This is a genomic window from Armatimonadia bacterium (assembly GCA_039679385.1).
GTDB lineage: Bacteria > Armatimonadota > Zipacnadia > Zipacnadales > JABUFB01 > JAJFTQ01.
In genome coordinates this window covers 23,054-36,247 of the sequence record JBDKVB010000036.1, presented here as the reverse complement: position 1 = coordinate 36,247, position 13,194 = coordinate 23,054, and the positions used below count along the sequence as shown (strand labels likewise).

The following is a 13,194-nucleotide window of genomic DNA, read 5'->3' as shown; positions in this document are numbered from 1 at the left end:
GACCTATGAGTGTACTCACCGGCCGCCCGCCGACTGAAACCGGCGAGGCCAGAGACGACATCAAGCAGGTTCCCGCAGACAGTTCGACCCGGGCGCTGATCCGTGCCCGGGCCGCCTTCCTTGCCGACTCCCTGGGGCATACGGCTCTCCCGGGGGATGAAGTGCTGCGGGAGGGCGCCGCTTCCATCCTCAGTGACCTGGGGCTTCCTCGCGAGTATCTCGGGTTCGCCATGGTCGCCCTCGACAACGCCCTCTGGTGGGGCGCCTTCTCGGCGGTCCCCTTTGGGCGCCGTCTTCTGCTACTACCCAAGTGCCTGCAGAACCGACATACCTGCCGGGCGAGCATCGACTCCGTAGGATTGCACTGCGCCGGCTGCGGCGGTTGTGTGATCCAGGACCTCAAGGCGCGGGCGGAGGACCTCGGCTACCATGTCATCGTGGCCGAGGGCACTTCGGCAGTGGTCGAGAAGGTCATGGAGGGCGAGGCCGACGCGATTCTTGGTGTGGCTTGCCTGGACTCCCTGGAGAAGTCCTTCGAGCGCATTGCCGACCTGGGCGTGCCTCACCAGGCCCTTCCTCTGCTGACCGACGGCTGCCAGGATACCACGGCGGAGGTCGACCTTCTCGGCGAGCTGATCGGCACCCATGCCACCGGGGGCAGGCTGATCGAGCGCAGCTACCTTCCCCTGCTGCGTGCGGCGCAGACCGTCTTCACCCCGGAGCACCTCACCCCACTGCTCGGCGCCTGCAACCAGACGCCTCCCGGCGACGAGGTGTCAGCACCCTTGCTGGAGGCTACCCAGCGCATTGCCTGTGACTTCCTGCAGCGCGGCGGCAAGCGCCTGCGGCCCTTCATTACCCTGGCGACCTATGCCGTCGCACGTTCAGGCTTCGAGGCCCTGGAGGCCGGCGCTGACGCCGAAGCTCTCCTTCCACCGGGCATCCGCACCGTCGCCGTCGCCTTCGAGGCCATACACAAGGCCTCCCTGGTCCACGACGACATCGAGGACCGCGATCCGTACCGCTACGGCCAACCGACGATCCATCAGACCTACGGGGTCGAGACAGCCATCAACGTGGGCGACTTCCTGATCGGCCTAGGCTATCGTCTGATCGCCTCGCAAGGGCCCGAACTGGGCGCTGGCTGCGTCGCAGACATCCTCGCCCGATTGGCGCAGGCCCATCTCCAGCTATCCTCCGGGCAGGGCGCAGAGTTGATGTGGAACGGCCAAGCCTCCACGCAGTTGCGGCCCATCCATGCACTGCAGATTGGGGCTTTGAAGACGGCGCCGGCCTTCGAGGTCGCGCTCTACGCCGGCCTGCGTGCGGCACAGGTCGCTGTGGAGGACACCCTCCTGCGCCAGTATGCCACCTTCGTCGGCGAGGGTTTCCAGGTGCTCAACGACCTCACCGACTGGGAAGAGGACAACGCGAACAAGGGCCACCGAGGCCAGGATGTGCTGGCCCGCAGGCCCACGATCCTGCGTGCCTTTGCTCTTGAGGCCGGTGCGGGAGAGGCCCTGGACGACCTGGTGACCGCAGCTCGTGCCAGCGGGAGCCGGAGCACGGTCCTGCCGCAGGTCCGGACCCTCTACCATCAACATGGGGTCTTCGAGAAGGCCCACCGGCTCTACGGGGGCCTGCGTACACGTGCCCTGGACCTTACGCAAGAGATAGGACCTCCGGGGCTCCGGGAGCTCTTCCAGTTCCTCGTCCGCAACATCCTGCGCGAGGTGCGGCTCGTATCCGACTGAGCCGAACCTCCATGGGCTATCTCGATCTGCTGGACGAGATGCTGGCCACAGGTACTGCCTTGCTGGGCGACGGGTTCCTGAGGGCGCAGGCAAGCTACGTCGGAAGCCGTCAGGGCCCTGCGGGCGGCTTCGTCGGGCGCTCAGGCGTCGAGGATCTGTACTACACCGACTTCGCCCTGCGGACGCTTGTGCTGACTGCCCCGGCCTCTCCGGCTTTGGGCGCCATCCCGGGCTTCCTCGCTGCACAGCCACCACCACGAGACCTGGTCGAGTGCTTCAGCTACCTGAACTGCCGCCGGATGCTGCAGTCACCGGGGCGTGACCCGCTGCCGGTACCGCCGTCTGTGTACGCCTGCCTGACTGAAGCGGAGGGCGCGCTGCACGACAACCCGGAGGCGTCAGTGAGCGCCTACCAGGCTTTCCTGCTTGCCCTGTGTCATGAGATGCTGGGAGATGGTTGGTCTGCGGGGGAGGAGGTACTCCGGGGAGTGCAGCAACTACGTCGTCCTGAGGGCGGCTTTGCGGAGAGAGCGGATCAGACCGCGGCGCAGACGAATGCCACAGCAGCGGGGCTTGCGGTCCTGACGATGGCAGGCGAACTGGAGGAAGACTGCGCTGCGTCGGCGGCCCGGTTCCTGGTGTCGATGCAGACCTCGGAAGACGGCGGCTTCCGAGCCCATGCCGCGGCACCGGAGGGCGACCTACTGTCGAGCTTCACGGCGTTCCTGGCACTGATCGGCCTTGCCGCAGTTGGGCCGGTGGATCTCGCAGCGCTTGCACGCTTTGCCCGCACCTGTGCCAGGCCTGGTGGTGGCTTCTCGTCCTGCCCACGCGATGCGGTGCCGGATGTGGAGTACACCTACTACGGTCTCGGTACCCTCGCTTTGCTCCGCGCGATGATCCCCGCGTCCTAGCAATCCCTAGCCGAAGACCCACTGCAGCAGACGTAGCGAGGCGAACCCGAAGAGCGCCGCGACCGGCATGGTAAGCAACCAAGCCCAGACGATGTTCGTGACGACCTTCCACCGCACTGAACTCAAGTGACGAATCATCCCGACGCCCATGATCGCTGAGGAGACGGTGTGCGTGGTCGAGATCGGTGCACCGACCTTCGAGGCGGCCATGATGACGCAGGCGGAGCTAAGCTCGGCGACGCAGCCGTGGATGGGCTGCAATTCCATCACGTTGCGCCCCAGGGTCTTGATGATGCGCCAGCCGCCGGCGCCACTCCCGAGGGCCATTGCCAGACCGCAGGAGACCATTACCCAGAGAGGAATCGTGAACTCAACACCGGCGCCGTGGGCGGCGACCGAGGCGCTGAAAAGGGCCATCGAGATGACGCCCATGGACTTTTGGCCGTCATTCTCGCCATGGCTGAAGGCCATCAGGCTGGCGGACAGAACCTGGATGAGCCGGAACCGGCGGTTGAGAGTCGAGGGCGGGCGGTGCCGGAAGATCCATGTGAAGATCATCATGACCACGAAGGCGACTGTGACCCCCAGTACGGGTGATAGCACCAGGCCCATGAGAACCCGCGAGGTCCCCGCCCACTCGACGATTTGCAGCCCTTTGTAGCCTGCTGCGGCGCCGATGAGGCCGCCGACGATGGCGTGGGTCGAACTGGTAGGCAGGCCGAAGTGCCAGGTGATGAGGTCCCAGATGATCGCCCCCAGCAAGGCGGCAGCGACCACCTCATTGGTCACTTCTCCCGGTGGCACGATCCCCTTCCCCATCGTCGTCGCAACGGCACTACTGGACACAGCGCCAAGGAAGTTCAGCGCCGCACACATTACGACCGCGTTCCGGATCGACAGAGCGCGGGTGAGAACCGACGTCGCGATGGCGTTCGCGGCGTCGTGGAATCCGTTGACAAACTCGAAGATCAGTCCCAGGGCCACTACGGCCCAGACCCAAGCATCAGTCATAGGTGAATCGCGGCGCTCCTGTGCTCGCGCCGCGCCAGTTCCTCAGCTCCTGCGTTAGGAGTTCTTGACCAGAGACGCCTCGATCAGGTTGATCGTGTCCTCGCAGTGATCGATAGCTTCCTCAACGTAGTCGTAGATCTCTTTCCACTTGAGGATCTCGACCGCGTTCCTCTCTTCCCTGAACAGGTCTGCGAGGCCCTGCTTGAGCATGGCGTCCGCCTGGTTCTCCAGGTTGTTGATCTTCTCGACATACGTCTGTGCCTCGCCGCGGATCCCTTCGAGGCGGTTGCAGACCTCGGCGAGCAGCGCCGTGGCCTCCACAAGCGTCTCGGCCATCCTGATGATATTGGGTGGGACCCTCTCGGCCTTGTACAGGGCTGTACGGTCCACAGCCGCGCGGCAGAAATCGACCACGTCATCAAGGATGTCGGCCAGATCGAAAATGTCCTGTCGGTCGAACATGACCGGCGTCACGAAGGTCTCGTTGAGCCGCCGCACGCAGTCGTGGCGGATGTGATCGACATCGTGCTCAAGCACGGCGATCTCTTCGACCACATTCCCGATCTCCGGGTAGTCTACGAACATCTGGTGCACCAGCACTGCTGCAGCCTTTGCCTTGTCGCCCATCTCGGCGAAGATCTCGAAGAACTCTTCCTCCCTGGGCAGGAAGAAGTGCATGAGCCGCTGGATGCTCCCGACGACGCCCTTAGCCATCTGTGTGTCTTCCTCTCTTCCGGCCTCGCGGCCACCGTCGGCACCCGACAAGGGTGCACAGAAGCAATCGCCCGCCAGGTGTCTTTGGTCAGTCGGCGGGACGCCAAACCCCTGTCCGGAACCAAACGGTGCCCGCGACACAACTACTGTCGCAGGCCCCGCTGTAGCACCTTGCTAATCCGTCGCCCGTGGGGTGACCCCTGCCCTAACCCGTGCTGGCAACATATTACCCGCATCGGCCCCGGAAATCAAACCCTGACAGGACAGGGCCCCGGTGAAGGGGCTGCATCGGGTCACCAAGGCCTCAAAGGGAGATCGAAGGGCCACTCGCCGGCGCGGTCGGTCAGGCTTCCGCGTCCTCGGAAGGCACTGGATTGGGGCGTCCGAGGAGCCCCATGACTTCCACCAACTGCCCGTCCTCCGCGAACACAGGGAAGGCCATCCAGATGTCGCACTCCCCCTGACGCTTGGCCCGGTGAGTGCGGCCGGTCGTCAGCGCCTCGGTGAGGATGTCGGCTCGAAGGCCTGGTGCCGCTTCCCCGTTGATGACCTCGCCCCGGGTCAGCAGGCCGCACTTCGCGCTTCCCCCTGTCTCGTCGGTCCAGGTCACGATCCTGTCCCGGTCTACGGCTATCGCACCGATTCCGAGAGCCTTCAGCAGGGCCTGCAGGCGTCGCTCGGTTCTCTCGAGCCGACGCCGGGCATACTCTGCCTCAGATTCGCGTTGTCGGACTTGCGCGTCCCTCATCACGCCCTGCAACAGATTCAGGCTTCGGTGCAGCGCCTTCTCGACTTGCGTCACCGACCACACGAGGTCCTGGGCATTCTTGCCGAAGGCGTCCTCCAGGACTGGATACGCTGCGTCACACCCCATCAGTATCGCTCGCTGGACCTCTGCAGGCTCGAAACCACTGGCAGCTCGCATCGCGCCGGTGGCTGTGAGACTGGCGCTCAGCGGGCCAAAGTCGCCGCTCTCGATGGCCATGGACAGACCGAGAACTAACTCGCGGACCGACTGCTCGATCTCCTCGATCGGCATCAGTTGGTAACGGTCGCTCGACTGCTTGATCCGTCGGGCCCAGGCCGAGGTCATCTCCTGCTGACGTGCTCTCAGGACCCCACTGAGCTCTGCTTTGGTAACCACTCTGGCATCACGCCCCTGGGTGTGGGAATGTGGTGCTCGCGCCGAGACGGGCGGACCAAGGGACTGCGGGGCACGTCCTGGCATGGCCAGTAACCGCCGGTGTCGAGCCCCGCTCGTACAACCTGAGACGGACTAGAGCGGCGTGAAGTCGGTCGTCTTGCTGATCTGCTTCACGGTCTCAGCGATGACCTTCACAGCGTTGTCCAGGTCCCCCAGCGAGACCACCTCAACGGCAGTGTGCATGTAGCGGTTCGGGATGCTCACAAGAGCAGCCGCCACCCCTGCACGGGTGATCTGGATCGCGTTGGCATCAGTGCCCGTGCCACGCGGAGCCGGCTCCACCTGGTAGGGGATCTTGCCCTTCTTGGCAGTGTTGATCAGCATCTCGCCCAGTATCGGGTTGATATTCGCACCCCGGGCAATCGCCGGCCCCTCGCCCATCTTGATCTCCCCGGTCTTCCCACAGTCGGTGCCGGGGTAGTCTGTGGCGTGCGTGACATCGATCGCAATGCCTACCTGCGGGTCAATCCCGAAAGCGCTGGTGTGGGCCCCGCGCAGCCCAACCTCCTCCTGCACGGTCGAGACACTGAACAGGCCGCATTCCAGCTTCTCGTCCTTGAGTACACGCAGGACCTCCATCGCGACGAAGGAGCCGACCTTGTCGTCGAAGCCGGCGGCAACTACCAGGTCACCCTCGAGTGCACGCATCCCCAGGTTGAAGGTCGCGCAGTCGCCAATGGCTACCAGCTTCTCGGCTGCCTTCTTGTCTTTGGCGCCGATGTCGATGAAGAGCTGGTCCAGATCGACGCGTCCCTTCTCCCTCTCCTCGGGCGACATGAGGTGTACGGGTTTGCGACCGATGACGCCAACCAAGGGCCCCTTGGCGGCGTGGACCGTCACAGCCGCACCGGCCAGGATCGTTGCGTCGATGCCGCCGATGGGAGCGAACTTGAGGTAGCCCTCCCCCGTGATGTGCTGGACCATGAGCCCGATCTGGTCACAGTGGCCGGCTAGCATGACGCGGGGGAAACCCTCGGGGTTCTTGACGGCGATCACGTTGCCATGGACGTCGGTCCTGACCTCGTCGGCATACTTGTCGGCACGAGCCCGGACAATCCTCTGCACCGGCTGCTCGAATCCAGACGGCGACGGTGCATTGACCAGGGCTTCAAGGAACTTACGGGAATCACTGTTCACCCTGCATTACCTCCTAAGAAGCTAGAGTGCTGCTGCATGCTTCGCTACCGGATGGCCGGTTACCTTCCCCGCCCCGCGCCGTCGTTACTGTGTACGCATCAGGGAGGTACAAAAACCCACTACGCTCGAGCCGGCCCGAATCTATAAACACCTTTTAGGTGGCTATTACCACTTTGTCTTGTCCTGACGACTCATCCTAGACTCCTTTTACCCTATTATATATCCCTAAGGGCTTGAGCGAAACATTAGATTATCTTAAGTGGCCGTTTATTGACTTGTCAGCACCCCCCGCCTATTCTCATATCGTAACAGTTGTGGTGGAGGATGGTGACATGGGTGTGACTGTCCAAGCACGTCGTACTGATCTTCAGTGTCGCCTGCTCAACGACGCCGGTTCCTCCATATGGGAGGCCCCACTAACCGAGTGTCGCGAGGTTCGGCGATCAGCTTCGCCAAAGGGTCCTGCTTCGACGCCCTCCGAGGCCGCTCGCGACCTCGGTCGGGTGCCAGATAGCAACCGGCTGATCGTATCTCCTTCCGACCCCCCGTTAGGTCTCCCGAGGCGCCTGACCGCGGCTCAGCAGCGAAGTGCTCTGGACGACATGCTCTGTGATTTCTTCCGCCAGTTGGGGCCGCACACACTGCACTGACGACCACCGCAGCCTCCATCACACCACCCAGAGTCGGTCGCAAAGCCTAGTTCCTCCCTACCGGGATGGTCCCGGAGGGGCCTGGTTGCCCCATCGGAGACCTTAGAGGAGGCAGACGGACATGTCCACACGCATCTCTCTATCGCTTGCTGCGGTATCGGCACTACTCCTGCTCGCAACACCTGCCATGGTTTTCGCCGCTTCTGGCGGCAGCTCCGCCTACATCTGCGGCTACGTGTTCCTCGATGGCTCGGCGGACTTCCCTGCCGACACCCCGAACGGAATGTGGGATGAGGGCGAGACCGGCTTCGCCGGCATCAATCTGGGTGTTCGTCTTTACTACCGGAAGACCTCAGATGGCCCGATGCTTCAGGCTGACCTGCGCACTCTGGGCCTCAAAGGGAAGACCCAGGCCAACGGGTTCTACTCCATCCCCGTGACCCCGCTGGACAGGCTCAGCGCCACGCTGTTCCCGGTGCCTGAGTACTACGAGGTCTACCTCTGGGCCGATCCGAAGAACGCCTCTGACCCGGCGCTCCAGTTGATCGGTTCCAGCTCGCCCTACAACTGCACCACCGACCCGGCTGACGCTATCGGGATGGTTTACAGCAAGCATGGCGAGGACGCCTCCCGAACCCGCTATGGCAACATCCAGGTGCCGGTTCCCGCTACGACCAACCCGGTCTTCAACTGGTATCCCTACATGTTCCCGCGTTACCGCGGCTTCATGACCCAGGCGGGGGCGCCGTGGCCTGAGCCGCCGCTGGATTGGTCTAGCGACGAGCTGTCTGAGTACGCTCGCAAGCACACCTCTACGAGCGGCAGCCTCTCGGCCCCGAATGTCCGCCAGCACATCGACTTCGGCTTCTACGCACCGAAGCCGCCGTCACCGGCCGAGGTCGGGGACTACGTCTGGGAGGATGCGAACCTCAACGGGATCCAGGACGCCGACGAAGCGCCGATCCCTGGTGTTACCGTACACCTGTACGCGCTGAAGGCAGCCGGATGGCAGGAGGCCAAGAGCCCCCAGGTCACCGACACTAGGGGCTTCTACCTGTTCCGTGGGCTGCCCGGGGGCTACTACAAGGTACAGTTCGACAAGCCCACCGGTTGGATCATGACAACCCAGAACCAGGGCTCCGACGACACCGTGGACTCCGATGCCGACCCGACCGACGGCTACACCGAGCAGTTCACCCTCAACTCGGGCGAGTCTGACCGCACCTGGGACGCCGGCATGTACCGTCTGGCCTCCATCGGTGATTTCGTGTGGGAAGACCTCAACGGCAATGGCCTCCAGGACAGCGGTGAGCCCGGTGTGGCGGGCGTCGCCGTAGAGCTCTTCACCGCGGATGGCAAGTCGGCCGGTACCTGCCTCACCGACGCCGACGGCAAGTACCTCTTCACAGGCCTGACTCCGGGTACCTACTACGTCCAGTTCACGCTGCCCTCCGGCTACCGCTTCACTACTCAGGATGCCGGGAGCGACGATGCCCTGGACTCCGATGCGGGCCCGGACGGCTCCTGCGCCAAGACCTTCCTGCAGTCCGGCGAGACTGATCTGACCTGGGATGCCGGCGTCTACCGTCTGGCCGCGATCGGTGACCGCGCCTGGCTCGACAGCAACGTGAACGGTCTTCAGGACGACGGCGAACCTGGCCTGGCCGGCGTTACGGTGAAGCTCTTCGACGCTCAGGGCGCCGAGGTCGCCACCCAGCAGACGGATGCGAGCGGCCTATACCTGTTCACCAACCTCGCACCGGACAGTTACCATGTCGAGTTCATGGTGCCTGATGGCTACAACGTCACCCTCCAGGATGCCGGTGACGACGCGCTGGACTCCGACATCGACGCCCAGGGCGTCTGTGCGCCGACCACGCTCGAGTCCAACGAAACGGATCGCACCTGGGACGCCGGGCTCTACGCCGACCGCTATGAGATCGCGAAGTCGGGCGGCAAGGTCTGGGGCAACTGCCGGACCATCGGCTTCTGGAAGAACAACATCGGCAAGGCAATCGCCGGCACTACCAGGGGGACGCAGGTCAGCCGCTCGAACCTCGTCAGCCTCCTGCGCTACGTCTACAGCTTCTACCGTGACGACCCCTACAAGATCCAGTTCGGCGCCGCGCCGACGGACAATGAGCTCCTGGCGCGTGCCTATGAGGTGCTGTCCAACTACGACGCCAGCGACATGGTGCAGAAGACACGCTGCCAGCTTCTGGGCTGCGAGCTGAACTACGCCTCGACCCAGGTCGCCGGCTTCCCGGACTACTTCGCTCTCATCGATGCGGCGGCTCAGGGCTCCTTCTGCGCCCAGGTGGAGGACGCGCTCAACACACCGGGCATCGACCTGGCCCCGTACCATGAGCTGTGCGACTGGATCAACAACCAGGAGAACTACGTTCACACCGATACCACGGGCATCGGCGACTACGTGGCCTACACGATCGTGGTCAAGGCCCAGGTGACCCAGGAGCGTCAGGTCGAGGTTCGCGACTATCTGGACAGCGCCCTGGCCTTCGTATCGGCCTCCAACGGTGGGACCTTCTCCGCTACAGACCGCTGCGTATCCTGGAACGTCACCGTCAGCCCGGCTAAGCCGTCGGTCACTCTCACGCTGTGGACGCGGGTAGTCGCTTCCCCGGCGGGCGACGCCGGTACACCCGGTGACGGATGGACGGCCAGCAACGTGGTGTCCTCGACCTGCAGCGGGGCGAGTTGGGTCTCCGGTCGGGAGCGCTGTCCCGTCGTCGTCAGCACACTGTCCAACCAGGCGTGGCTACGGTCGACCTCGGAGCAGCCGCTGGTCACCTCAGCGAAGGTTGGCGACAGAGTGTGGGAGGATGCCAACGGCAATGGTGTCCAGGATGCAGGGGAAGCGGGAGTTGCCGGCGTACAAGTGACCTTGCACAGTGTCTCCGACGCTTCGGTTGCCGACGCCACGACCACAACCGACGCCGGGGGCTGCTACCAGTTCGCGGTAGCCAAGGCCGGAACCTACCAACTGCTCTTCTCGGTTCCGACCGGCTACACGGTCACGACGGCCCATGCGGGCGGCAACGACGCGGCCGACTCAGACATCGACGCGACCGGCAACACCGCCGAGTTCCCAGTGGCTGCCGGTGCCTCGGACGTGACCTGGGACGCCGGGCTCTGTGTACAGCGGAACGAGACCGTCAACGTCTCCCTGACCAAGTCCGGTGTGAAGGTCTACGGGAGCTGCATGCCCGCGCTGAACTGGTACAAGGCGATAGACAGGGCCCTTGTGTTCAGCTCTGGGGCCACGATCAGCAAGCAGGACCTTCTGACCTGGCTCGGCGCCGTCAACAGCTTCTACCTGACCGGCACCGGTCTGCCCTTCGAGCTGGGCAGTGGCGCCACGATGCTGAGCAACGCGGCTACGATCCTTGCGGGGGCAAGCTCCTCCGATCCGGTGGCGCAAGCCAGGGCACAGCTCTTGGCCTGCGAACTCAACCTGCTCTCCGGGACCTACGCCGCCAGCGACCAGGCCACTCAGAGACGACTGTGCGAGGCGATGGAAGACGCCCTGGCAAACTCGGAGGCTACCAACCTTGCGGTCCTCACGCAGGTGCTGGCGCAGGTCAACGCCCTCGGATCTGGCTCCCAGGACCCGCAGTTGGGTCTGGGCGATGCCGTGGTCTTCACGATTACCGTGAACGCCACACTCAGCCAGGCGAAGACGATCCAGGTGGCTGACTACCTCGACAGCAGCCTGCAGTACTACTTCTCCGACTCGGGCGCCGGCTTCAGCACAGCGGAGAACCGTCTCGACTGGAGCCTGTCGCTACCGGCCGGAGACAGCCGGACTGAGCTTCGGGTCATCGGCTTCCTACAGTCCACTCCGTCGGCCGGCCAGCTCTCGCCGGGCGCAGACTGGGCGGCCTCCAACCAGGTGAGCCTGCCCTACGCGTCGGGCTCGGCGCTCACCAACACGGCTTGGTGGCGAGCACTCTAGAGAGCCTCGCTCTCCTGTGCTCGATCAACTGAGTTCTCTGGCGCCCCAGTGGGGGGGAGCCAGGCGAACGGGGGATAGAACCTCGCAAGGGGGTCTATCCCCTTTTTTTCGACTCCGTGCCGCTGCTGCCCAGGCCCCCTCCGCAACACAGGTACCGTAGGGACGCGACTGCAGGATTCCCGTGCGCTGAGGTCGAAAGGCTTCGTCCGCAGGCTTGTTACTCCCGGGTTCTCCGCTTGAGGAAGGGCTTCATGTTGCGACACCTGCTCTGCCTGGCAGCTCTCCTGGGGCTTGGCGTCGTGGTGACGGCCAATAACACCGTCGCGAGCTCCCCGTACCCTTCACGGATCGCCGACCTCGAGAACGCCGGCGAGGTCGTGGCGGCCTATGACCTGGCTCGCGAGTGGCTGGACGTAGAGCCGGACGCCCAGGAGCCCTTCACCACCTGCGGAGACCTCGCGATTCGTTGTGGTGACCCCGCCTCTGCCGCCGCACACTACGACTCCGCCCTCTTCTACGGTCAGACCGCCGAGCTGCTTGCGAAGCTCGGGGATGCCCAGCGGGAGGCGGGTCTGGACACCCTGGCCCTGCGCAGCTACCGGAAAGCCTTACACCTTGATGGTGGGAACCTCAGGGGCATGGTCGGTACGGCGCGTCTTGCCCTCGAGGATCGGAAGGAGCTTCTTGAGGCGAGGATGACCCTCCACGCGGCCCTGGCGATCGACCCGGACTGCGTTCCCGCCCTGGTAGCGCTCGCAGAGCTTGACCTGACGGAGGGACTGAACGAGGCGGCCCAGCAGTCCCTGCGGACCCTGACCCAGAAGCACCCGGAGGCACCCGAGCCGCATCTGGTACTGGGTCGCCTGCTGGCTGAAGGTGGCCGTCTTGCCCTGGCCCAGACCCACTGGCGCGAGTATGCAGCCCTGGAGCCGGCCCGTCAGGAGACCTGGCTGCTTCGGCACCGCATGTTCCCTATCTCCACTCGCTCCCTGCCCATCCGCGGCACGCAGTTCTCCTTCTCTCCCGACGGTAAGCACCTAGCCTATATAGGTGCAGGGGCAGTTGCGAACACTCAGTTGCCCATCGTGGACTCGGAGGGACGCGAGGAGCCGCGCCCAGTCTGCACGCTGGAGGGCTCCGTCCAGAGTCTTCGCTGGTCGCCGCGAGGCGACAAGATCGCACTGCTAGGCTACGTGCGCCCGGACTCCCAGGACAAGACTGCGTCACGCCCGCAACGACAGCCCTACAATCTCTACACGGTCGCGGTGACTGATCGAACCCAGAGGCACGTCTGCAGCCTGCCCTACTGCGGCCTCATGGACTGGATGCCCGACGGCAAGGCGCTGTGCTTCGATGGCTCCCTCTCGGGACGCGGCCGCGGTGTCCTCACTGTCCGCGATGAGCCGGAGGCGAACCTGACAACGCTCATCTACCCGGGGCGCGGCGAGAGCTATGTGGGTGTGCGCTCCAGTCCCACGGGAGCCGACCTGGCCCTGATTACCTACTCCAGCCAGCGTGACCGTCCCTATGGTATCTGCGTGGCGCCGACCTCCAACCCCTGGCTGACGCGTAGCGTGTACACAAGTACGGACTACATAACACAGCTATACTTCACGCCGGAGGGCCACTCCTTGCTGTTCCTGCAGCGCGATCCTGGCCAGGGATATGCGGTCTTCGCCATGCCGACTGACGGCTCCGCCAAGGCGCCGATCCTGGTCTTGCGGACCGCCTATGTGTGCCCGCCGTCCATGACGCCCGACGGCCGCCAACTGCTCAGCTACGCACGCGATGGGCTTGCTATCGTATCTCTGGCAGGAATCGAGGAGTGATGAGA

8 protein-coding genes are annotated in these 13,194 nt (G+C 64.3%); 4 read left to right on the top strand and 4 right to left on the bottom strand.

Annotated elements, in window-relative coordinates:
- The first annotated feature begins 5 nt into the window (after positions 1 to 5).
- Together ABFE16_03590 and ABFE16_03585 are read left to right on the top strand one after the other, a co-directional pair.
- Entirely contained in the window at positions 6 to 1,754 is a 1,749-nt protein-coding gene (locus ABFE16_03590; protein ID MEN6344359.1) for a polyprenyl synthetase family protein, read from the top strand.
- An 11-nt stretch (positions 1,755 to 1,765) separates the two neighbouring features.
- The gene (locus ABFE16_03585; GenBank protein MEN6344358.1) at positions 1,766 to 2,668 is read left to right on the top strand and encodes a prenyltransferase/squalene oxidase repeat-containing protein; all 903 of its coding nucleotides are present in this window, start codon (positions 1,766 to 1,768) and stop codon (positions 2,666 to 2,668) included.
- Between the two features lie 6 nt (positions 2,669 to 2,674).
- Here the strand turns inward: ABFE16_03585 and ABFE16_03580 are convergent, their stop codons facing one another.
- From ABFE16_03580 to ABFE16_03565, 4 genes are all read right to left on the bottom strand, one after another.
- Positions 2,675 to 3,679 carry an inorganic phosphate transporter gene (locus ABFE16_03580; GenBank protein ID MEN6344357.1) on the bottom strand — a complete coding sequence of 335 codons (1,005 nt, stop codon included), beginning with the start codon at positions 3,677 to 3,679 and terminating at the stop codon, positions 2,675 to 2,677.
- A gap of 54 nt (positions 3,680 to 3,733) precedes the next feature.
- A complete protein-coding gene (locus ABFE16_03575) occupies positions 3,734 to 4,393 on the bottom strand; it encodes a DUF47 family protein (GenBank protein ID MEN6344356.1) in 660 nt (219 codons plus the stop codon).
- 343 nt (positions 4,394 to 4,736) lie between these two features.
- On the bottom strand, positions 4,737 to 5,537 hold the full coding sequence (locus ABFE16_03570) for an RsbRD N-terminal domain-containing protein (protein MEN6344355.1): 801 nt from the start codon (positions 5,535 to 5,537) through the stop codon (positions 4,737 to 4,739).
- 132 nt (positions 5,538 to 5,669) lie between these two features.
- A complete protein-coding gene (locus ABFE16_03565; protein ID MEN6344354.1) occupies positions 5,670 to 6,734 on the bottom strand; it encodes a M42 family metallopeptidase in 1,065 nt (354 codons plus the stop codon).
- Positions 6,735 to 7,505: 771 nt separating this feature from the next.
- Between ABFE16_03565 and ABFE16_03560 the strand changes: the two genes are divergently transcribed.
- The gene (locus tag ABFE16_03560) at positions 7,506 to 11,360 is read left to right on the top strand and encodes an SdrD B-like domain-containing protein (GenBank protein ID MEN6344353.1); all 3,855 of its coding nucleotides are present in this window, start codon (positions 7,506 to 7,508) and stop codon (positions 11,358 to 11,360) included.
- A gap of 251 nt (positions 11,361 to 11,611) precedes the next feature.
- Positions 11,612 to 13,189, top strand: coding sequence for a tetratricopeptide repeat protein (locus tag ABFE16_03555; protein ID MEN6344352.1), 1,578 nt, complete (start codon positions 11,612 to 11,614; stop codon positions 13,187 to 13,189).
- Positions 13,190 to 13,194 lie beyond the last annotated feature (5 nt).